Here is a 21,229-nt window from a genome sequence, read left to right on the forward strand (position 1 = left end):
GGCCCTTCCTTCGGGTCGGGGGGCGGTGCGGGAGACTGGGGGGATGGCACCACGTGGCTTCCCGTACCCGGACCTCAAGGACTTCCTGGCCGCTCTCGAGCGGGCCGGGGAGCTGCGCCGGGTCGACGTGCCCGTGGACCCCACCCTGGAGATCAGCGAGGTGGTCACCCGGACCGTCCGAGCCGGCGGGCCGGCGCTGCTGTTCGAGCGGCCGACCCGGGGCGAGATGCCGCTGGCCATCAACCTGTACGGCACCGAGCGGCGCACCGCCATGGCGCTCGGGGTCGACTCGCTGGACGAGATCGGCGAGCGGATCGGCGCGCTGGTCAAGCCGGAGCTGCCGGTCGGCTGGTCCGGGATCCGGGAGGGGCTGGGCAAGGTGCTCCAGCTCAAGTCGGTCCCGCCGCGCAAGGTGAAGACCGCGCCCTGCCAGCAGGTGGTCTACCGGGGCGGGGAGGTGGACCTGAACCGGCTGCCCGGCCTGCAGGTGTGGCCCGACGATGGCGGGATCTTCCACAACTTCGGGCTGACCCACACCAAGCACCCGGAGACCGGCAAGCGGAACCTGGGGCTCTACCGGTTGCAGCAGCACTCGCCGAACACCCTGGGCATGCACTGGCAGATCCACAAGGACTCCACGGCGCACCACGCGGTGGCCGAGCGGCTCGGCCAGCGGCTGCCGGTGGCGGTGGCCATCGGCTGCGACCCGGTGCTCAACTACGCGGCCACCGCGCCGCTGCCCGGTGACATCGACGAATACCTGTTCGCCGGCTTCCTCCGCGGCGAGCGGGTGGAGATGGTGGACTGCCTCACCGTGCCGCTCCAGGTCCCGGCGCGCGCCCAGGTGGTGCTGGAGGGTTATCTGGAGCCCGGGGAGCGGCTGCCCGAGGGCCCGTTCGGGGACCACACCGGGTTCTACACCCCGGTCGAGCCGTTCCCGGTGCTGCACGTGGAAACCATGACCATGCAGCGCGACCCGGTGTACCACTCGATCGTCACCTCCCAGCCGCCGCAGGAGGATCACGGCCTCGGCAAGGCCACCGAGCGGATCTTCCTGCCGCTGCTGAAGCTGCTGATCCCGGACATCGTCGACTACGACCTGCCGGCCGCCGGGGTGTTCCACAACTGTGTGATCGTGTCCATCCGCAAGCGCTACCCGAAGCACGCGCAGAAGGTGATGAACGCCGTCTGGGGCGCCCACCTGCTGAGCCTGAGCAAGCTGATCGTGGTGGTGGACGACGACTGCGACGTGCACGACTACGCCGAGGTGGCTTTCCGGGCCTTCGGCAACGTGGACTACGACCACGACCTGCTGGTCACGCAGGGGCCGGTGGATCACCTCGACCACGCGTCGTACCAGCAGTTCTGGGGTGGCAAGGCGGGCGTGGACGCGACCCGCAAGCTGCCGACCGAGGGCTACACCCGGGGGTGGCCGGCGGCGATGCGGATGTCGCCCGAGGTGGTCGCCCTGGTGGACAAGCGGTGGAAGGAGTACGGGATCTGATGACGGCGGTGGCGGAGCGGCCCGGCCGGGTCAAGTCGTTCCTCAGGTTGGTCGCGATCGAGCACTCGGTGTTCGCGTTGCCCTTCGCGTACCTGTCCGCCCTGACCGCCATGGAGGTGGTGGGCGGCCACGTGCGCTGGCTGGACCTGCTGCTGATCACGGTGGCCATGGTGGGCGCGCGGACGTTCGCGATGGCCGCCAACCGGATCATCGACCGCCGGATCGACGCGCGGAACCCGCGTACCGCCGGGCGGGAGATGGTGACCGGCGCGGTGAGCGTCCGGACGGCCTGGACCGGCGCGGTGGTGGCGCTGGTCGTATTCCTCGGCGCCGCTGCCCTGCTCAACCCGCTCTGCCTGGCCCTCGCGCCGCTCGCGGCGGTGCCGCTGGTGATCTACCCGTACGGCAAGCGGTTCACCGATTTTCCGCATGCGATCCTCGGCGTCGCGCAGGCCGTGGGACCGGTCGGCGCCTGGCTGGCGGTGACCGGCACGTTCGCCGGCTCCGGCCCGGCCTGGGTGCTGGGCGCGGCCGTCGGGCTGTGGATCGGCGGCTTCGACCTCATCTACGCCTGCCAGGACGCCGAGGTGGACCGGCGGATCGGCGTGCGCAGCGTGCCGGCCCGGTTCGGCCTGCGTACCGCCCTGCACGCCTCGACGGTGGCGCATATCGTGACGTTCGTGCTGTTCGTCTGGTTCGGGCAGCTTGTCGGGTACGGCTGGCCGTGGTGGCTCAGCCTGCTGCTCACGGCCGTTGCGTTCGGCTACCAGCACGTGGTGGTCAGCCCCACCGACCTGTCCAAGGTCAACCGGGCGTTCTTCACCGCGAACGGCTTCGTGGGCATCGCCCTGTTCGTGTTCGCCCTGCTCGATCTGGTCTTCCGGCTGGGCCTGCGGGGATGAGTGTTCCGGCTGGGCCCGCGGGGATGAGGCGTCCCGCCGTCATCTCAGGGCGTGAGGTCATGACGCTGGGCGACGGCCGCCGCGGCAGGCAGGCTTGACGGCATGCGCAGGCCGTGGGTGGTTGGAGTCTCCGGAGCATCCGGTACGCCGTACCCGGCGGCCGTGCTCCGCGCCCTGCTGGACGCCGGTGAGCCGGTCGATCTGGTGGTCTCCCGGGCCGCCCGGCTGACCCTGCTCGACGAGACCCGCCGGCCGTTCCGGGACGCGCACTGGAAGGACGACCTGGCCGGCTGGCTCGGTCGCGATCTGGCCGGCGCCGACCTCGAATACTGGCCGGCCGGCGACCTCGCGGCCGGGCCGAGCAGCGGTTCCTACCCGGCCCGCGGGATGGCGGTGGTGCCGGCCAGCACGGCCGCCTGCGCCGGCATCGCCATCGGACTGTCCAAGGATCTGTTGCAGCGCGCCGCCGAGGTGAACCTCAAGGAGCGCCGACCGGTGGTGGTGGTGCCCCGGGAGACCCCGGTCACCCGCAGCCACCTGGAACACCTGATCGCCCTGCACGACGCCGGCGCCGTGGTGCTGCCGGCCAGCCCCGGCTTCTACGGCGCCGGCGCGCAGGCATCGGCGGAACAACTGGTGGACTTCGTGGCGGGCAAGGTGCTGGACGCGCTCGGCGTACCGCACACGCTGTTCCGGCGCTGGACCGGCGAACTCGGCGGTGCGCGGTAGCGACCGGCGCTCAGTAGAGGCCGGCGTTCGCCGGGCCGGGTGGCCCGCCGGTGGCGGCCGGACCCGCGTTGCGCGGCCGGTCGCCGGCTACCTCGCCGACCTCGTCGAGCATGCCCTCCCCCTCGAGCAGCGCACGCACCTCCGACTCGCGGAAGCGCCGGTGCCCGCCCGGAGTCCGGATGCTGCCGATCCGCCCGGCGGCGGCCCAGCGGGTGACGGTCTTCGGGTCGACCCGGAACAACGCGGCCACCTCGCCAGGCGTCAACAGACGATCTCCAGTATCCACAGCCCCCTCCTCGCGTCCGACGAGCCCCCCGGCTGCTAGGACTGTCCCCCAGCCGGGTGCTTACCGCGGTCGGTTAGGGACGTAGGGCAATTCAAGCATCGCCGGCGTGGCGTGTCCCCGAAACGCGAAAACGTACTCGTTGAGAAGATGAGCGTTCTTTTTTGCGGGGTTTTCTGCCGTTTCATGTTATGGTCCCGGCGGCGTCCGGGACGACGCCGGAACACGCCGCGTAGGCTCTAGATCTCATGGACGCCATCGATCGGGCCCTGGTCGACCTGTTACGCGGAAACGCCCGGCTCTCCTTCGCGGAACTCGCCCGCCAGGTCGGGCTGTCGGCGCCGGCCGTGCACGAACGGGTGGGCAAGCTCGAGGCCGGCGGGGTGATCCGGGCCTACCGCGCCGACATCGAGCCCGAGGCCATCGATCTGGGCGTCACGGCGCTGATCGGGATCGTCCAGGACTCCGGCGGGGACACCGACGACGTGCTGGCCGCGTTCCGGGAGATGCCGGAGATCGAGTCCTGCTACTTCATGGCCGGGGTCGAGTCCTTCCTGCTCAAGGCGCGGGTGGGCAGCATCGCCGAACTCGAACAGCTGATCAACCGGCTGAACCGGACCCCCGGGGTGGCCTCCACCCGTACCGGCATCGCGCTGTCCACCAAGTGGGAGAACCGCCCGCAACCGCTGATGCCGCCGCCCGGCTGACCGGCCGCTGCCCGGCTGACCGGCCGCTGCCCGGCTGGCCGGCCGCCGCCCGGCTGAGCGGCCCGCCGCCGCCCGGCTGAGCGGCCGCCGCCGTCCGGCGGTGCCGGCAGCCGGCGGGTTCGGCGGCCGGCGGGCGGCCTTGGCAGGGCTGCCAGCGGTACCTAGGGTGCGAACGTGAGTTCCGTACCGGCCGGAGGGTCCGCCGTGGTGACGGGCGCGGCCCGTGGGCTCGGCCTGGCCATCGCGGCGGCGCTGCACGCCGACGGCTGGCGGGTGCTGGTCACCGACGTGGACGCGGCCGGCGCGGCCCGCGCGGCCGAACCGCTCGGCGGCTGGTCCGCTGGCCTGGACGTGCGCGACGAGGCCGGCTGCGCCGCGGTGGCGGCCGAGGCCGACCGCCGGGACGGGCTCGGCCTGTGGGTGAACAACGCGGGCATCCTCGCCACCGGTCCCGCCTGGACCCAGGACGCGGCCGCCCGGCGGCAGATCATCGAGGTCAACGCCCTCGGCGCCATGAACGGCACGCTGGCGGCGCTGGCCGTCATGCGCCGGCGCGGCGCCGGGCACGTGCTCAACGTCGTGTCGCTCGCCGGGCTCGTGGCCGCGCCGGGCGAGACCGTGTACGCCGCCAGCAAGCACGCGCTGCTCGCGTTCAGCCTTGGCACCCTGGCCGACCTGCGCGGCGCGGGCGTACGGGGGATCGACATCTCGTGCCTCTGCCCGGACGGCATTTGGACGCCGATGCTGCACGACCGGCTGGACGATCCGCAGGCGGCGGCCTCGTTCACCGGCGCGCTGCTGCGGCCCGAGGCGGTGGCCGCCCGGGCCGCCCGGCTCGCCCGGCGCCCGCGCCCGGTGGTCACCATGCCCGGGTGGCGCGGCGCCCAGGTGCGGCTGCTGGACGCCCTGCCCGGGCTCGCCGTCCGGCTCACCCCGGTGGTGGCGGCCGTGGGCCGGGCCGGGCAGCGCCGGCAGCGCCGCCGGCTGTCCGACCGTGGCCGGCCTTGACCGACGGTGGCCGCCGGCCCCGAGCGGACGTGGCGCCGGCGCTGAGCGGGGTGGCCGCCGGCGCTGGGCGAGGTGGCCGCCGGCGCTGAGCGGGGTGGCCGCCGGCGCGACCGTCGGTCGCTGCCGCCATCATCGTCGGTGGCTGCCGGCCCGCGCGGGCAGGTGGCGGCGGCGCGACCGGGCGCTGTACCGTCCCGCAGGTGACGCACGTGGACAGGTGTAACGACGCAGACCGAGCCTGGGTTACGGCCGCAATCGCGGCCGTAGAAGCGGACGCCAACCGGTCCGCCGACACGCACCTGCTGCCGTTCCCGCTGCCGCCCGAGTGGGGTGTCGACCTGTACCTGAAGGACGAGTCGGTGCACCCCACCGGCTCGCTCAAGCACCGGTTGGCCCGCTCGCTGTTCCTGTACGCGCTGTGCAACGGGTGGATCGGCCCGCAGACCACGATCGTCGAGGCATCCTCCGGGTCGACGGCCATCTCCGAGGCGTACTTCGCCCGGATGCTGGGCCTGCCGTTCGTGGCCGTGATGCCGGCGTCCACGTCGGCCGAGAAGATCAGCCTGATCGAGTTCCAGGGCGGCCGCTGCCACCTGGTGGACGATCCGGCCCGGGTGGTCGTCGAGGCGCGCTGGCTCGCCGAGGACCAGGGTGGCCACTTCATGGACCAGTTCACCTACGCGGAGCGGGCCACCGACTGGCGCGGCAACAACAACATCGCCGAGTCGATCTATCACCAGCTGGAGCTGGAGCGGCACCCCGTACCGGCGTGGATCGTGGTGGGCGCCGGCACCGGCGGCACCAGCGCGACCATCGGCCGGTACGCGAGGTTCCGCCGGCTGGCCACCAAGGTCTGCGTGGTGGACCCGGAGAACTCGGCGTTCTATCCGGCGTGGGCGGCCGCCGACTGGTCGGCCACCACCGGCCAGGGCTCGCGGATCGAGGGAATCGGCCGGCCTCGCGTCGAGGCGTCGTTCGTGCCGTCGGTGGTCGATCGGATGATCTCGGTGCCCGACGCCGCGTCGCTGGCGGCCATGCGCGCCGCCTCCCGGACCCTCGGCCGGCGGGTGGGCGGCTCGACCGGCACCAACCTGTGGGGCGCGTTCGCCCTGATCGCCGAGCTGCGCGCCACCGGCCGGACCGGCTCGCTGGTCACCCTGCTCTGCGACGGCGGAGAGCGGTACGCCGACTCGTACTATTCGGACGAATGGGTTGCTCGGCAGGGCATGGACCTGGCCCCGCACCTGGCCATCGTGGAGAAATTCCTCGCCACCGGCGTCTGGCAGGGCTGAGAAAGGAGGGCACGCTCAGCCGGCGCGGCGCGCCAGCCCCGGGTAGTCCCGCACGAAGCCGCGCTCGTCCAGGTCGAGGTCCGCCCTGAAGGTGTCGCTGGCGAACCGCACCCGGCCGCCCCCGAGCGTCGTGTAGACCTGCTCCGCCGGCACCACCACCAGGCTGGGCACCAGCACCCAGGCGACGGTCAGCCCCCGCTCGGTGTCCGGCGCGGCGTCGAGCAGCCCGAGCCGGCGTACCGGCAGCGTGTTGAACAGCGGCGCGCCGCCGAGGTCCACATCGAGCGCCTCGGCCAACCGGTCCGGATCGTCGGTGCCGGGCAGCCCCACGGGCGGGCGGCCCGCCGCCCGCAGCGCCGCGTCGAGGTCACCCTGCTCGCCGGTGGTCACTCGCCACCGGTCGCCGGCCCGCTCCAGCCGTACGGTCCGCTGCCAGCCGGCGCCCTCGGTGGTCACCTCGAGTCGGACCGTGGTCCACGACTCGTCGGTGAGCACCTCGTACTGGCAGGTGTGCGGGACCGGATCGACCGCCTGCGCGACGCCCCGGGCGGTCAGGCCGGCATGGTCGTCGACCAGGCAATGGTCGCTGCCGGTGGTGTCCGTGCGGGTCCAGAACAGCGAGATCGGCATCGTGGCCATGAACGGGACGTTACCGGCCGGCCGGGATCCCCGCACCCGGTCCGGCGCGGGCGCCGCTCGCGCCCGGTTCGGCGCGGGCGCCGGGTCGCACCCGGTTGGGCGCGGGCGCCGGTCGGACCCGCGCGCGCCGGGTCGCGCCCGGTCCGGCCCGGCGGGACGTGCGGCCCCGCCGGGCACCGGGTGGATCAGTGGGTACGGCTGGGTCGCCGGCCGTCGAAGCGGCGCTGCCCCTGGTCGCCGCGGTCGGCGAACGGGCGCCCGGCCGGCCGGAACGAGCCGCGGTGCTCGCCGCTGCGCTGCTCGGCCCGCGGCCGATCGGAGAAGCGGTCCTCCCGCCGCGGCCGGTCGTCGTACCGGCGCTCGCCCCGCTCGGTGGACCGTTCCCCGGACCGGTCGTCCCAGCGCGGCCGGTCGCCGTGCGGTCGGTCGCCGTGCCGGCCCTCACCCGCGGGCCGGTCCGAGAAGCGCCGCTCGCCGGTCGGGCGGTCGCCGTACCGGCGCTCGCCGGTCGGGCGGTCGCCGTACCGGCGCTCGCCGGTCGGTCGGTCGCCGTACCGGCGCTCGCCGCGCGGGCGGTCGGAGCGTGGTCGGTCGGACCGGCGCGGCGCCGGCTCGTCGACCACCGGCACGCCGCTGGGCTGGCGGGCTCCGGTCAGCTCGGCCAGCACCGGGTCGCCGGGGCGGACCCGGGACTGCTCCGGCTGGACGCCGGCCTTCTCCAGCATGGCCACGGTCGACCGGCGCTGCTTGGGCAGGACCAGCGTGGCCACCGCGCCGGACTCGCCGGCCCGGGCGGTACGACCGGCCCGGTGCAGGTAGTCCTTGGCGTCCTTGGGCGGATCGATGTGCACGACCAGGGACACCCCGTCGACGTGGATGCCCCGGGCGGCCACGTCGGTGGCGACCAGGACGTCCATCCGCCCCTCGCGGAACTCGGCGAGGGTGCGGGTGCGTACCCGCTGGGTCTTGCCGCCGTGCAGGGCGCCGGCCCGGACCCCCACCGCGGCGAGCTGCCCCACCAGGCGGTCGACGCCCAGCTGGGTACGGGCGAACATCATGGTCCGGCCCTGGCGGGCAGCGATGGAGGCCGCCACGGCGAACTTCTCGGTCGGCGGGATCAGCAGCAGGTGGTGATCCATGGTGGACACGGCGGCCGTGGCCGGCGCGGTGGAGTGCGTCACGGGATCGGTCATGAACCGCTTGACCAGGGCATCCACGTCGCCGTCGAGGGTCGCCGAGAAGAGCAGGCGCTGCGCGCCGGCCGGGGTCTTGGCCAGCAGCTCGGTCACCTCGGGGAGGAAGCCCATGTCGGCCATCTGGTCGGCCTCGTCCAGCACGGTGACCTCGACCTCGTCGAGCCGGCAGGCGCCCCGCTCGATGAGGTCGGCCAGCCGGCCCGGGGTGGCCACGATGATCTCGACGCCGCGCCGCAGCGCGTCGATCTGGCGGTCGTAGGGCACGCCGCCCACGGTGGTCTTGAGGAACACCCCGACGGCCTTGCCGAGCGGCAGCAGCGCGTCGTTGACCTGCATGGCCAGCTCGCGGGTGGGCACCAGGACCAGCGCGCGGGGATGCCTCGGCCGGGCCCGCTCGCCGGCCGCCAGCCGGGCCAGCACGGGCAGCCCGAAGGCCAGCGTCTTGCCGGAGCCGGTCTGCCCCCGGCCGAGCACGTCGCGGCCGGCGAGGGCGTCCGGCACGGTGGCCGCCTGGATCGGGAACGGCGCGGTGATGCCCTCTCGGGCCAGCGCCCGGACGAGCGGCTGGGGCAGGCCGAGCGAGCCGAAGGTCGCGGCGGGCTGCTGCTCGCTGCCGGTGGCCGCGTCGGCGGGCTGCTGCTCGCCACCCGGGGCCGCGTCGGCGGGCTGCTCCGGGGCGTTGGCCGGGCTCGCCGCGTCGGGAGCGTCGGCCGGGATGTCGAAGACGGACGGGAACGTGCTGGGGTCAGCAAAGGACGTCAAGAAGAACCTCTCAGGGCGGGGCGCATCTTCGCGATGGCCCGCCGCGGCCGGATGGTCGCCGCTGATTCGCCCGCAAGATCGCCCAAGGGCGCACGCCGTGCGCGCCCGGTCAATGATCGCGACAAGTGTACGGCGGTCGTCGCGCGTCGACACCGCGCTCCGGGCACTCCAGTGGGCAGCGTCACCTCGCGCTCCCGCGACGGTCACGGAGCGTGCTTAGGCAACCGCCAGCCGGGTATCCGCTCGCGACCCGGACGCCGGCCCCTGGAACCCCGGACCCGGTCGCCGTCGAGGGCCTCGATGCGACCTCCCGCCCATGACGTACCGCAAGGAGTAACGGCCCATGCCGCCGGGGTTCCATTCCTGAGGGCCCGCTCAGCTACCGAAGGGAAGACAGGACATGGCGGTCAAGACCGAGGCACGCCCGCGCGTGGCGGACATCCGGCCGTTCACGGTCGACGTGCCAGAGGTGGAGCTCGAGGACCTGCGGGCCCGCATCGCGGCCACCCGCTGGCCGGACAGGGAGACCGTCACCGACCAGTCCCAGGGGGTGCCGCTGGCGACGGTCCAGGCGCTGGCCAGCTATTGGCAGTCGGAGTACGACTGGCGCCGGGCGGAGGCGCGGCTGAACGCCGTACCGAACTTCACCACCGAGATCGACGGGCTGGACATCCACTTCATCCACGTGCGCTCCCGGCACGAGGACGCCCTGCCGCTCATCGTCACGCACGGTTGGCCGGGCTCGGTGATCGAGCAGCTGAAGATAGTCGACCGGCTCACGGATCCCACCGCGCACGGCGGCAGCGCCTCCGACGCCTTTCACCTGGTGATCCCGTCGCTGCCCGGGCACGGCTTCTCCGGCAAGCCGACCGCGCCCGGCTGGGGTCCGGAGCACATCGCCAGCGCCTGGATCGAGCTGATGAAGCGCCTCGGATACTCCCGGTTCGTGGCTCAGGGCGGCGACTGGGGCGCCATCATCACCGACCTCATGGCCGTGCAGGCGCCCCCGGAGCTGGTCGGGATCCACGTCAACATGGCCGGCGTGGTACCGCCGGCCATCGACGTGCTGTTCCAGTCCGACATCACCGGGGCGAACAACGCGCTCGGCCACCTGCCCGCCGACCTGTCGGCGGAGGAACGCCGCGCGTCCGAGCAGTTGGACTTCGTCTGGAAGCATGTGGCGTACGGGTTGATCATGCAGACCCGCCCGCAGACGCTGACCGGGCTCGCGGACTCGCCCGCGGGCCTGGCGGCCTTCCTGCTGGACCACGACGCGGCCAGCCTCGCGCTGATCTCCCGGGCCTTCGCCGGGCAGCCCCAGGGGCTCACCCGGGACGACGTGCTGGACAACATCACCCTCTACTGGCTGACGAACACGGCGATCTCCGCGGCCCGGCTCTATGCGGAGAACACCCTGTCCTTCTTCGCCACCAAGGGCGTCTCCGACACCGTCCCGGTCGCCGTGAGCGTCTTCCCGGACGAGCTCTACGAGGCACCCCGGAGCTGGGCCGAGCGGGCGTATCCGAACCTCGTCCACTACAACCGGTTGGACCGGGGCGGCCACTTCGCGGCCTGGGAACAGCCGCAGCTCTTCGTCGAGGAGGTCCGCGCCGCCTTCCGACCGGTGCGCTAGGCAGCGGATCCGGCGCGCTGGGCGGTCGTGCCGGGCGCGGCGCGCTAGCCGCTCAGCGGGGCGCCGCGCTAGCTGCCCAGCGCTCCGCCGAACAGGCTGCGGAACACGTCTGCCGCCACGCCGGCGATGAGCAGGCCGATCAGCACCACCAGGCCCAGCCCGACGACCAGCGCGATCACCACCTTCGCGGTGCTGCGGTCGCGCTGGGCCGGCGAATCGGCCCAGCCCTGGGCGAGGATGTGGCCGGTCAGCGACCCGGAATTCTCCACCGAGACCGGCAGCGCCGGGATGGTGCGCTGGCTGAGATCGCTCCGCTTGTGGCCGTCGTACACGGTGCCCTGACCACGCTGACCGGCGCTGCCGCTCAACGGCGCGGTGACGGCCCGGAACACCTGCGTGGCGTCGTCGTCGACCCGCCCGGGGGCGTCCCGTGACGGTTGCTCCGCGGCCCGCCCGGGCCGGACCGGCACCACCTGGGTCTGCTCGGTGTCGGCCGGGATGCTGCCGGCGCGGACGACCTGGGTCTGCTCGGTGTCGGTGGGCATGCTGCGGGCGCGGGCATCCTTGGTCTGCTCCGTGTCGGCCGGAATGGTCCGGGCGCGGACGACCTGGGTTTCCCCGGTGTCGGTGGGGATGGTCCGGGCGCGGATGACCTGGGTTTCCTCGGTCCCGGCCGGAATGGTCCCCGCGCGTACGACCTGGGTTTCGTCGGTCCCGGCCGGGAGCTGGCCGGCCGGCGTCGCCCGGGTCTGCCCAGCGCCGTCGGGCCGTCGGGGCGGCGTGGTGCCGATCCGGACGACCTGCGTTTCGGCCTCGCCAGAGGTCGCCCTCATGCTCGGTCCGAGGCCGGGCCGGTCCGCCGGTGGCGCCGACGCGACCGAGCCGGTCATGGCGGGGCCGGCCGGGTCCGCCGGTTGCGCCGACGCGACCGAGCCGGTCATGGCGGGCGGCGGAGGGAACGGCGGCGCAGGCATCGGCCCGGGCGGCGCCGGCGCCGGCGGGACGGGCGGGAACGGCTGCGGGACCGGTGGGACCGGACCGGGCGGGACGGGGCCGGGCGGCCCCGGCGGCGTCGGCGCTGGCGGGAGCGGGTCGGGCAGCGGTCCCGGCGGGGTCGGTCCGGGCGGCGTCGGCGCGGGCAGCGGCGGCACCGGCACCGGTACGGGTGGGGCGGGCGGCTCGGGCACCGGGGCGGGTGCCGGTTCCGGCTCCGGCCGGGGTTCCGGTTCGGGGCGGGGCTCCGGCGGGGCGGGCGGCTGCGGCGGCTCCGGCGGTTCGGCGGGCAGCGACGGTTGCCCGGCCTCCGGTTCCGGCGTCGTCCGCAAGGCCGGCTCGATGTCCCGGGGCTCGATGTCCCGGGCCGGCTCGACCTCGCCGGTGGGCACGCTCTCCCGGGCCGGCTCGACCTCGTCGGTGGGCACGCTGTCCCGGGCCGGCTCGACCTCGTCGGTGGGCACGCTGTCCCGGGCCGGCTCGATCTCCCGGGCCAGTTCGGCCGCCTGGCCGGGCTCGGTATCCCGCGCTGGCTCGATGTCGCGGACCTGCTGCGCATCCCAGGCCGGTTCGGCGCCGACGGCGGCCTCGGCCTGGCCGGCGACCCGGGCGTCCGGAGCCGGCTGGATGTCCTCGGCGGGTTCGGTGTCGGCGGCGGTCTCGGTGTGGGTGGCGGTCTCGGTGTGGGTGGCGGTCTCGGCGTCCGGACCGGGCTGGATGTCCTCGGCGGGTTCGGTGTCGGCGGCGGTCTCGGTGTTGGTGGCGGTCGTGGCGTCCGGAGCCGGCTGGATGTCCTCGGCCGGTTCGGTGCCGGCGGCGGCCTCGGTGTGCGGGGCCGGCGGGGTCTCCGCGGCCGACCCGGTGTCGGCGGCGGGCTCGAGGTCCCGACCGCTGGCCGGCGTCACCGCACCGACCGGGGCGGCCCGCTCGCCGTGGGGAGCGCCGTCCTCGTGCGCGGCGTCCGGCATGGCCACCCGGCCGGTGGCCCGGGGGGCGCCGGCGGACGGCGCGCCGGCAACGGTCGCCGGGGCGGCCGCACTCTCCGGGGATCTGCGCGGCAGGGGCACCCGGGGCGAGCCATCGACGATGGCCGTACCGCCGGGTCCGGGCGTACCGCCGGGGGTTTCGGCGCGGCCGTCGGCGACCTTTGCGCTGGCCCGCGCCACCACGGCGGTCTGGCCGCGGGCGGTGCCGGCGCGCGCGGTGCCGGCGGCCGGTCCGCCGTCGGCCTGCGCAGCGGGCGGCTCGGGCGATCCGTCTCGCGCGGCGGCGTCATCGGTCGAGCGCACGGCGTCGGGATTCGCCACCGTGGTCGTCCCCGACGTGGCCTGCTCTTCGTCCATGACTGCCTCCCGCACCCGTACCCGGACCGGTGCGCCGGACCCGAATCCCACTGTCCACCGTGCCACACCGGGCATCCGCCCGCATCCGCCTCGGCAGCCGATCCACAGCTCAGCTTCCCGACGGGACAACCGCCGAAACAGTACCGGTGCCCGCGACCGGCGTCAGCTCCCGGACGGGCTGGCGCCGCCGCTGCTCGCGACGGTCGTCGGCGCCGCGCTGCTCGGCCGCGCGGCCGCCGTGGTCGGCGCCGGGCTGGGCGCCGGCTCATGCGACGGCGTCGGCTCCTGCGAGCCGGAACCACCCGGGGTCGCGCTCCCGGTGCCGGCCGGCGTCGGGGCGGGGGTGGTCGGGGCCGGGGTGGTCGGGGTGGGCGTGCTGGGGGTCGGGCCCGGCGTGGTCGGCTTGGTCGTCGGCGGCGTGGTCGGGGGCTTGGTGGCCGGCGGCTTCGGGGCCGGTGGCTTGGTGGTCGGGGGCTTGGGGGCCGGCGGCTTGGCGGCCGGCGGCTTGGCGGCCGGCGGGTTCGGTACGACCGGCGGGACGTCCTGCCCCGGCACGGCGCCGAAGACCCTCGTGGCGGCGTAGAAGCGGGACCACCACACCGTCGACACCTTGACCACGTCGCCGCTGTTGGGCGCGTGCACCATCTTGCCGTTGCCGATGTACATGGCCACGTGGTGCACCGTGCGCCAGTCGCGGTTGTCCGAGGCGAAGAAGATCAGGTCGCCGGGGAGCAGCGCGGACCGGTCGACGCTGCGAGCCCTGGTGCCGTAGTACTGGTCCCGGGCGACCCGCGGCAGCGTGTAGCCGACCGACCGGTACGCCGCCCACATCAGGCCGGAGCAGTCAAACTGGTGCGGACCCTCCTCCGACCAGACATACGGGTCGCCGAGGTGGGCGAGCGCGTACCGCACGGCCCCGGCGGCCCGCGGGTCGGCGGCCATCCCGGCGGCGCTGCCGTCGGTGTAGCCCGCGCCGAGCTGCTGCTCGGTCGCCTCCTGGGCCCGCTCGATGACGGCCAGCTGGTCGGTGTTCTGCTTGCGCAGGTTGATCAGCGCCGTCTCGCGCTGCTGGTACGTCGTCTGCGCCTTGGTGAAGGCATCGGCCGCCGCGCCGGCCTTCGCGGTCGCGCCGGTGAACGCCGCGTTCGCCAGGTCGACGGCATGGCGGGCCCGGATGACCTCGCCCTCGGTCCCGGTGAGGGCGGACTTGGACCGGTGGCCCTCCTGGATCTGGCTGAGCGCGCCGAGACCGTGCAGGTCGGAGCCGAACGCGCCGGGCGGCAGCGCTGCGGCCTCCTTCAACGCGTCGCCCGCGGCCGCCTCGGCCCGGCTTTCCGCGGCGAGCAGCGCCGCGGTGGCGGTGGCCAGCTCGTTCTGGGCGCGCAGCCGCTCGGCCTGGGTGCCGTCCCGGTCCTGCTTCAGCTGCAGCAGCTGGTCGCCGAGGGCGGCCACCTCGTTCTCCTGCGCCAGCAGCTGGGCCGCCAGCGGGCCGTTCACCGCGGCCGGCGTGGTGGTCGGGCTGCCCGACGGCGTGGTCGGCACCGAACCCGGCATGGCCAGCTGGCCGGTCACCTGTGGCCGGGTGCCGGTGTCCGGGATGGTGTTGGGCAGCGCCGGGTCGGCGTATCCGGGCGCGGCGAAGGCGACCGCGGCGGCCATCCCGAGCACCGCCGACCAGAGCGCCGGCCGGAGCACCGGAGAGATGACATCCCGCAACCGAACCTGCCGCCGTCCGACCCTGGTCATCCCGCTCCCCGGTGTTGTCCCGATATGTCGCGTTCATGGCGCGATCCACTGTGCAGCGTGGCTCGGTGCGCCGCGCCCACACTTTGTCTTACCTGAATATGTCGCCGATGTCACCGGGCGGTCGGGTAACGACATACTGAGAATTGGTCGTCCGGATCGTGGCCGGACGTCGGCCACGATCGCGCTCCACGTACGCTCGATGCGGATCGTCCCAGGTGAGGGGTGGAATGATGGACGCCGGGCGCAGGCGCGAGATCGAGCGGAAGGTGTACGCCGGGCAGCGGCTGGACCGGGCCGACGGGGTCGGGTTGGCCGGCTGTGACGACCTCGTCTGGCTGGGCCGGCTGGCCCACCACCGGCGGGCCGACCCGGAGCGGGCCGGCTTCGTGCTGGATCCGCGGTGGGGCCCGGCCACGGACGCCGGCTTGGCCGCAGACGCCGGCGTGACCGCCGACGCCGGGCCAGCCGCGGACGCGAGGTCGGCGGACGCCGGGCCGGTGACGGTTCTGACGTACGGCCGGGACACCGCGCCGGAGATCTGGGTGGACCGGCTGATGGCGGTGCGGGACCGGCAGGACGCCGACGGCGGCTGCCGCGTCCTCGTGGCGGTCCGTGCGGGGACCGCGCCGGAGGAGGTGGCCACGGCCGACCCGGCGGCGCCGGTGCTGGCCCTGCGGCTGCTGGCGCTGTCCCGGCTGCTGCTCGACAACGTGGCACGGATCGCGGTCAGCTACCCGATCGAGGGAGCGTCGCTGTGCCAGCTGGCGCTCAACTTCGGCGTGGACCAGCTGCTGGCCGGCGCCGAGGGCGGTCCGGAGGCGACGGCGGCGCTCCGGGAGGAGCTGGTCACGCTGATCGGCGACGCCGGCTTCCGGCCGGTGGAACTCGACCCGGAGCAGCGGGTGATCCACACCTACGACCCCCCGCCGAGCCAGGCCGACCGGCGCTCCGAGCCGCAACGCGTCTGGGCCTGAGTCCTCGGCGTACCCTCGGTGGGTCATGAGCGAGAACGACGGCGGCGGCGGGTTCCCGGAGCGCGACGGCGAGGGTCGGATCACGCGCCTGTCCCACCTGCTCGGGGTCGGGCTCGCCGGCGTGGTCATCGGGGTGCTCGCCCTGGTGGTGTTCGACTGGGGCTTCGCCACCGTGGGCGCGGGCCGGTTCGGGCACGCCAACGGCTGGCTGGCGGTGATCCTGCCCGCCTGGTTGTTCCTGGACGACTTCCGCGCCTGGGCCCGGGGCGTCGCCCGGGCGGTGGCCGCGGTGCTCGCCCTCGCGGTGGCGATCGTCGGTGGCCTGCTGGCCGCGGGGGCGACCGGCGCCCTGCCCGCGCTCTGGTCCGGCGCCGTCGCGGCCGTGGTCTTCACGGTGGTGTACGCGGTGATCTGGTTTGTCGGCGTCCGGTGGCTCAGCCGCCGGACGGGTTGAGGAGAAGGTGGCGAAGATGTCCCCCGCGGTGAAGTACACGCTGGGCCGGATTGGCCTGTTCGTGGCGGTGTTCGCGGTGCTCCTGCCGGTGCAGCTCAACCTGTTCGTCAAGCTGATGATCGCGCTGGCCTTCTCGGCCGCGGCCTCCTACTTCCTGCTGCGCCCCTGGCGGGACGCGATGGCCGAGCAGCTGGCCGAGGGCGCGGACCGCCGCCGGGGCGAGAAGGAGCGGCTGCGCGCCGCCCTGGCCGGCGAGAACGCCGCCGCGCCGACCGACGCCCGCCCGGCGGGTGTGCGCCGGGCGAGCGCCGGCGAGGACGCGGGCCCAGCGGACGCCGGTCGAAGGATCGGACCGGAGACCGCCGGGCCGACGCCGGACGGGCCGGGCGCCGTTGACCGGCCCGTCGATCCGGGCGCCGCCGAGGACGGCCGCTGAGCGACCGCCCCGCCGGCGCTGCTCACCAGTTCGTCGAGCCCGCGACCCGGGGCCAGGGCTTCCACCAGGGCTTGATCAGGTACGCGACCCCGCCGGTGCCGCTGCCCACCGAGCCGTCCGCCCGGTACCGCTTGGTGCGCAGCCAGATCTGCTCGAACTGCTTGCGTGGGTAGACGTTCCGGACCGCCTCGTCGGAGGAGGAGGCCGGGTCGTTGACCACCACGTCGCCGGCGGCGGTGAAGCCGACCACCACGAACAGGTGTCCCGAGGTGCCGTAGTTCGCCCCGTCCAGCTCGCTGGCCAGGAACGACTGGCTGGTCACCACCGGGATGCCGGCCGCGATGAACCGTTCCACCTCGTCCAGCGAGTGCAGCCGGGTCACCCGGGCGTCCAGGCCCGGGTAGGAGGCGGCGTACGCGGTGTTGAACGGCCAGTTGCCCGTGCCCTCGTACTGGTAGTCGTAGGTGCGCCGGGCCGCCTGGTCGACGGTCGGGTCGGCGTAGCTGGGGTCCACCCACGCCGTGTCGGCCGCGGACGGCCGCCGGCCCCAGTACTCCACCACCATCTCGGTGGAGGTGGGTGAGCACCAGGCCTCGCCGCCGCCGTCGTACTCGGGGTACTGGCCCTTGTGGATGTTCTGCGAGTAGCGCGGCACCGCCAGCTCCCGCCCCCAGGCGATGTGCCCGGCGCTGGGCGGCACGCTGAACCGGTCCGGCACGTTCGAGGTCATGGCGCCGAGCATCCAGACCCGCGGCGAGCGCCACTGCCCGGGCGCGCGGTAGAGGGTCAACCGCAGCCGGTACGCGGACAGCAGCACCCCGGCCGACGCGTCGTCGATGGCGAACGTGTCGGTCCAGACGGACGAGTACGCGTCGCCCTGCCCGTCCACGCTGGTGCGGCGGATGTCGCCGTCGCCGGAGGCCCACCGGCCCATGACGTACCAGGGGGTCTGCTGGCCGGAGTTGTACGTGCCCTGCATCTCGACCTGGATCCAGGTGCCGGCCGGGGTCTCGGCGTTCCAGGAGGCCACCAGCTCGGTGGCGGCGAAGCCGATCCGCCGCACCGGCGAGGTCCAGGTCGCGTACTCCCAGCTGCGGGTGGCGCCGGTGTGCGGGTCGGTGTAGTCGGTCACGCCGGCCGGACGCAGCATCGTGACGCCGGTGCGCGCGCCGGGGAGGGCGATGGTCCCGTTCTGGCTGCCGCCGCGCCAGTCGGAGTAGCTGTTCCAGTCTTGATAGGTGATCTGCTCATCGTGCTGCACCGGTTCGCCGGCCGCCAGGGCGGGTGCGGCGCCGGTGATCACGGCGAGGCTGACAAGGCCGGCGACGGTGGCCGCGCGCAGGCATCGAGCCATGGGGCACGCTCCGCGGGTCGGGGGATGGGGGTGTTCCGGCCACTATCCCGCTCGGAGGGAACTTTCGCCAGATGCAGCCTCTTGGAAAATTCTTGCCGATCTTGGTTGACCGGCGCCGGGGCCTCGGGCCCGGGCCGCGGGGTGCGCTACCGTTCTAGCGACCGCGCCACAGCGAAGCCGGTGCGAAACCGGCGCTGTCCCGCAACTGTGATGCCCCTCCGTGCCACCAGCACGGTCGGGACGAGCCAGGTCGCCTGCGGCGTGGTCGCGAACAAGCGCTCTCGAGGAAGGGCGCCTCGCGGACGGGACACCGCAGGGTGGGCACTGTCGGCGAAGCACCGGCTCCTCGACCGACAGGAGGACCCATGCGCAGACGTACCCCCGCGATCCTGACCGCCGTGCTGGCCGCGGCCGCCCTGGCCGTCACCGGCTGCGGCGGCGGGACCGACCGGCCGGCCGCGCCAGCGAGCAGCGGCAACGTGGCCTACCCGATGACCGTGGGCAAGCTGACCCTCGACGAACAGCCGCGAAAGATCGTGTCGCTGTCGCCGACCGCCACCGAGATGCTCTTCGCGATCGGGGCCGGCTCGCAGGTCACCGCCGTGGACGACCAGTCGAACTATCCGCCCGAGGCGCCGAAGAGCAAGCTGTCCGGCTTTCAGCCGAACGCCGAGGCGATCGCCGGCCGGAGCCCCGACCTGGTGGTGATCTCGAACGACACCAACAAGATCGTCGACCAGCTCGGCAAGCTGAAGATCCCGGTCTACCTCGCGCCGGCGGCCAAGACCCTGGACGACACGTACCGGCAGCTCGGCGACCTCGGCAAGCTGACCGGGCACGCCGACCAGGCCACCGACGTGGCCGGCAAGATGAAGGACGACATCGCCAAGCTCGTCAAGGACGTGCCGACCGGGAAGAAGCAGCGCTACTACTACGAGCTCGACCCGAACTACTACACGGTCACCAGCAAGACCTTCGTCGGCTCGCTGTTCAGCATGATGGGCCTGACCAGCATCGCCGACTCGGCCGACAAGGACGGCGCGGCCGGTGGCTATCCGCAGCTGTCACCGGAGGTCGTGATCGACGCCGGGCCGGACTTCGTCTTCCTCGCCGACGCCAAGTGCTGCCAGCAGACCCCGGGCAAGGTCGCCGGGCGGGCCGGCTGGGGCGGCATCCCCGCCGTCACCCACCATCGGGTGATCACGCTGGACGACGACATCGCCTCCCGCTGGGGGCCGCGCACCGTCGACCTGGTGCGGTCGATCGCGGACGCGGTCGCCAAGGCCCGGGCGTGACCGGGAAGAGCGCGCGGAGGTGACCGACGTGGCCGGCCCCGCCCGGCTGCGGGCGTGGACCGTCCTGGTCGGGCTCGCCGCGGTGCTGGCGGCCGCGATCGCCGGTATCGCCCTGGGTCCGGTACGGCTGCCGCCGGGCGGCGTGGCGCTGCAGCTGCTCGACCTGCTTCCCGGGGTACGCCTGCACAGCGGGCTCAGCACCCAGCAGGCGGCCATCGTCACCGAACTCCGGCTGCCCCGGGTGGTGCTCGGCCTGCTCGTCGGGGCGATGCTCGCGCTGGCCGGCGGGACCTACCAGGGGGTGTTCCGCAACCCGCTGGCCGACCCGTACCTGCTCGGCGTGGCCTCCGGCGCGGGCCTGGCGGTCACGGCGGTGGTGGCCTTCCGCTCGGTCACCGGGGACGTGACCGTCGGGCTGCCATTCACCGTGCCGGTGGCCGCGTTCGCCGGCGCGGTCGGCGCGGTGCTGCTGACGTACCTGGTCGGGGCGTCCGGCGGGCGGAGCCGGTCGCCGGCCACGCTGCTCCTGGCCGGCGTGGCCGTGTCGGCCTTCCTCACCGCCGGGCAGACCTACCTGCTGCAACGGAACGCCGAGACGATCCGCGACGTGTACGCCTGGCTGGGCGGCCGGCTCAGCACGGCCGGCTGGCACGACGTGCTGCTGATGCTGCCGTACGTGGTGCTCACCATGGCCGTCGTGCTGCTGCACCGGCGGGAACTGGACGTGCTCTCGGTCGGCGACGAGGAGGCCCGCGGGCTCGGCCTGCACCCGCAGCGATCCCGGTACGTGCTGCTCGCCGCCGCCGCGCTCGGCACCGCCGCGGCCGTCTCGGTGTCCGGCCTGATCGGTTTCGTCGGCATCGTGGTCCCGCACGCGGTCCGGCTGGTCTTCGGCTCGACGTACCGGGTGATCCTGCCGCTGTCGATGCTGTTCGGCGCCGCGTTCCTGGCCCTCACCGACGCGGCCGCGCGGACCCTCGCGGCGCCGACCGAGATCCCGATCAGCGTGCTCACGGCCCTGGTGGGCGCGCCGTTCTTCGTGTTCGTGCTGCGCAACAGCCGCCGGGAGTTCCGGTGAGCCCCGGCGTGCCGGCCGGCCCTGACGTGCCGGCCGACCAGGGCGTGCCGGCCGGCCCGGGCGTGCCGGCCGTTCGGGTCGATGGGCTGCGGGTGGTGCTGGACGGCGTACCGGTGCTGGACGGCGTCGACCTCACGGTCGGGGTGGGCGAGTGGGTCACGGTGATCGGACCGAACGGCGCCGGCAAGTCGACCCTGCTGCGCGCCGTCGGAGGCCTGCTGCCGGCGACCGGCGCCTGCACCCTCTTCGGTACGCCTGGCGCGGTCCTGCGGCGGCGGGCGCGGGCCCGGCTCATGGCCGTCGTTCCGCAGTCTCCCGTGGTGCCGCCCGGGATGGCCGTGCTCGACTACGTGCTGCTGGGCCGGACCCCGTACATCCCGGCGCTGGGTCGGGAGTCGGCCGCCGACGTGGCCGTGGTGCACGACGTGCTCGACCGGCTCGACCTGGCCCGCTTCGCCGTCCGGCCGCTGGCCACGCTCTCCGGCGGGGAACGCCAGCGGGTGTTTCTGGCCCGGGCGCTGGCGCAGGGCGCCACGCTGCTGCTGCTCGACGAGCCGACCAGCGCGCTGGACATCGGGCACCAGCAGGAGGTGCTGGAACTGGTCGACCGGCTGCGCCGGGAGAACGGGCTCACCGTGCTGGCCACCATGCACGACCTTTCGGTGGCCGGCGAGTACGCCGACCGGCTGGTGCTGCTGGCCGACGGGCGGGTGGTGGCCGAGGGCCCGCCGCCGGAGGTGCTGACGGCCGAGCTGCTGGCTCGGCACTACCGTGCCCGGGTCCGGATCGTGGCCGGCGAGCACGGCCCGCTGGTGGTTCCGGTCCGGCGCTGATCGGCGCTCCCGGGCCGAACGTCGATCGGCGGTTCCGTTCCGGGCGCCGACCGGCGGCCCGCGCGGCA

At 74.3% G+C, this 21,229-nt stretch carries 17 protein-coding genes, 2 pseudogenes and 1 riboswitch; of the genes and pseudogenes, 13 read left to right on the forward strand and 6 right to left on the reverse strand.

Going from position 1 to position 21,229, the window contains the following annotated elements; genetic code table 11:
• Positions 1–43 precede the first annotated feature (43 nt).
• The 3 genes from ACFFHU_RS04580 (at position 44) to ACFFHU_RS04590 (ending at position 3,135) form a co-directional block, all read left to right on the forward strand.
• Positions 44–1,504, forward strand: coding sequence for a menaquinone biosynthesis decarboxylase (locus ACFFHU_RS04580; protein ID WP_377335943.1), 1,461 nt, complete (start codon positions 44–46; stop codon positions 1,502–1,504).
• Complete coding sequence (gene mqnP / locus ACFFHU_RS04585) at positions 1,504–2,406, forward strand: menaquinone biosynthesis prenyltransferase MqnP (protein WP_377335945.1); 903 nt, start codon at positions 1,504–1,506, stop codon at positions 2,404–2,406. Before ACFFHU_RS04580 ends, mqnP begins: the two co-directional genes overlap by 1 nt.
• 102 nt (positions 2,407–2,508) lie before the next feature.
• Positions 2,509–3,135 carry a UbiX family flavin prenyltransferase gene (locus tag ACFFHU_RS04590; RefSeq protein WP_377335947.1) on the forward strand — a complete coding sequence of 209 codons (627 nt, stop codon included), beginning with the start codon at positions 2,509–2,511 and terminating at the stop codon, positions 3,133–3,135.
• Positions 3,136–3,145: 10 nt separating this feature from the next.
• On the opposite strand, the gene ACFFHU_RS04595 is transcribed toward ACFFHU_RS04590, so the two are convergent.
• Positions 3,146–3,421, reverse strand: coding sequence for a BldC family transcriptional regulator (locus ACFFHU_RS04595; protein ID WP_377335949.1), 276 nt, complete (start codon positions 3,419–3,421; stop codon positions 3,146–3,148).
• A 245-nt stretch (positions 3,422–3,666) separates the two neighbouring features.
• Here ACFFHU_RS04595 and ACFFHU_RS04600 point away from each other — a divergent pair, with 245 nt between their 5' ends.
• The 3 genes from ACFFHU_RS04600 (at position 3,667) to cds1 (ending at position 6,425) form a co-directional block, all read left to right on the forward strand.
• Positions 3,667–4,125: an Lrp/AsnC family transcriptional regulator gene (locus ACFFHU_RS04600; RefSeq protein WP_377335952.1), complete on the forward strand. Its 459-nt coding sequence runs from the start codon at positions 3,667–3,669 to the stop codon at positions 4,123–4,125.
• Between the two features lie 174 nt (positions 4,126–4,299).
• A complete protein-coding gene (locus tag ACFFHU_RS04605) occupies positions 4,300–5,133 on the forward strand; it encodes an SDR family oxidoreductase (RefSeq protein ID WP_377335955.1) in 834 nt (277 codons plus the stop codon).
• A 200-nt stretch (positions 5,134–5,333) separates the two neighbouring features.
• Positions 5,334–6,425: an L-cysteine desulfhydrase Cds1 gene (gene cds1 / locus ACFFHU_RS04610; RefSeq protein WP_377335957.1), complete on the forward strand. Its 1,092-nt coding sequence runs from the start codon at positions 5,334–5,336 to the stop codon at positions 6,423–6,425.
• 15 nt (positions 6,426–6,440) lie between these two features.
• On the opposite strand, the gene ACFFHU_RS04615 is transcribed toward cds1, so the two are convergent.
• Both ACFFHU_RS04615 and ACFFHU_RS04620 read right to left on the reverse strand, forming a co-directional pair.
• The gene (locus tag ACFFHU_RS04615; protein ID WP_377336075.1) at positions 6,441–7,055 is read right to left on the reverse strand and encodes a putative glycolipid-binding domain-containing protein; all 615 of its coding nucleotides are present in this window, start codon (positions 7,053–7,055) and stop codon (positions 6,441–6,443) included.
• A 194-nt stretch (positions 7,056–7,249) separates the two neighbouring features.
• Positions 7,250–9,022 carry a DEAD/DEAH box helicase gene (locus tag ACFFHU_RS04620; protein WP_377335959.1) on the reverse strand — a complete coding sequence of 591 codons (1,773 nt, stop codon included), beginning with the start codon at positions 9,020–9,022 and terminating at the stop codon, positions 7,250–7,252.
• Positions 9,023–9,422: 400 nt separating this feature from the next.
• On the opposite strand from ACFFHU_RS04620, the gene ACFFHU_RS04625 reads away from it, so the two are divergent.
• Positions 9,423–10,655 carry an epoxide hydrolase family protein gene (locus ACFFHU_RS04625; RefSeq protein WP_377335961.1) on the forward strand — a complete coding sequence of 411 codons (1,233 nt, stop codon included), beginning with the start codon at positions 9,423–9,425 and terminating at the stop codon, positions 10,653–10,655.
• Positions 10,656–10,723: 68 nt separating this feature from the next.
• Here the strand turns inward: ACFFHU_RS04625 and ACFFHU_RS04630 are convergent, their stop codons facing one another.
• Together ACFFHU_RS04630 and ACFFHU_RS04635 are read right to left on the reverse strand one after the other, a co-directional pair.
• A complete protein-coding gene (locus ACFFHU_RS04630; protein WP_377335963.1) occupies positions 10,724–12,991 on the reverse strand; it encodes a hypothetical protein in 2,268 nt (755 codons plus the stop codon).
• A 162-nt stretch (positions 12,992–13,153) separates the two neighbouring features.
• Positions 13,154–14,737: a C40 family peptidase gene (locus ACFFHU_RS04635; RefSeq protein ID WP_377335965.1), complete on the reverse strand. Its 1,584-nt coding sequence runs from the start codon at positions 14,735–14,737 to the stop codon at positions 13,154–13,156.
• 230 nt (positions 14,738–14,967) lie between these two features.
• Between ACFFHU_RS04635 and ACFFHU_RS31660 the strand changes: the two are divergent.
• From ACFFHU_RS31660 to ACFFHU_RS04650, 3 genes and pseudogenes are all read left to right on the forward strand, one after another.
• Positions 14,968–15,105, forward strand: a pseudogene (locus ACFFHU_RS31660) (aminofutalosine synthase MqnE); the annotation flags it as partial.
• Between the two features lie 631 nt (positions 15,106–15,736).
• Complete coding sequence (locus ACFFHU_RS04645; protein WP_377335969.1) at positions 15,737–16,165, forward strand: hypothetical protein; 429 nt, start codon at positions 15,737–15,739, stop codon at positions 16,163–16,165.
• A gap of 16 nt (positions 16,166–16,181) precedes the next feature.
• Positions 16,182–16,457, forward strand: a pseudogene (locus ACFFHU_RS04650) (DUF4229 domain-containing protein); the annotation flags it as partial.
• 166 nt (positions 16,458–16,623) lie between these two features.
• Here the strand turns inward: ACFFHU_RS04650 and ACFFHU_RS04655 are convergent.
• The gene (locus tag ACFFHU_RS04655) at positions 16,624–17,955 is read right to left on the reverse strand and encodes a C39 family peptidase (protein WP_377335970.1); all 1,332 of its coding nucleotides are present in this window, start codon (positions 17,953–17,955) and stop codon (positions 16,624–16,626) included.
• Positions 17,956–18,131: 176 nt separating this feature from the next.
• A riboswitch (cobalamin riboswitch) is annotated at positions 18,132–18,205 on the forward strand.
• A 115-nt stretch (positions 18,206–18,320) separates the two neighbouring features.
• Between ACFFHU_RS04655 and ACFFHU_RS04660 the strand changes: the two genes are divergently transcribed.
• The 3 genes from ACFFHU_RS04660 to ACFFHU_RS04670 all read left to right on the forward strand — a co-directional run bounded on the left by ACFFHU_RS04660 (position 18,321) and on the right by ACFFHU_RS04670 (position 21,161).
• On the forward strand, positions 18,321–19,250 hold the full coding sequence (locus tag ACFFHU_RS04660; RefSeq protein ID WP_377335972.1) for an ABC transporter substrate-binding protein: 930 nt from the start codon (positions 18,321–18,323) through the stop codon (positions 19,248–19,250).
• 19 nt (positions 19,251–19,269) lie between these two features.
• Entirely contained in the window at positions 19,270–20,328 is a 1,059-nt protein-coding gene (locus ACFFHU_RS04665; protein WP_377335974.1) for a FecCD family ABC transporter permease, read from the forward strand.
• Positions 20,329–20,390: 62 nt separating this feature from the next.
• The gene (locus ACFFHU_RS04670) at positions 20,391–21,161 is read left to right on the forward strand and encodes an ABC transporter ATP-binding protein (RefSeq protein ID WP_377336077.1); all 771 of its coding nucleotides are present in this window, start codon (positions 20,391–20,393) and stop codon (positions 21,159–21,161) included.
• Positions 21,162–21,229: the final 68 nt, after the last annotated feature.

The sequence above is a fragment of the Plantactinospora siamensis genome, assembly GCF_042434095.1.
GTDB lineage: Bacteria > Actinomycetota > Actinomycetes > Mycobacteriales > Micromonosporaceae > KBS50.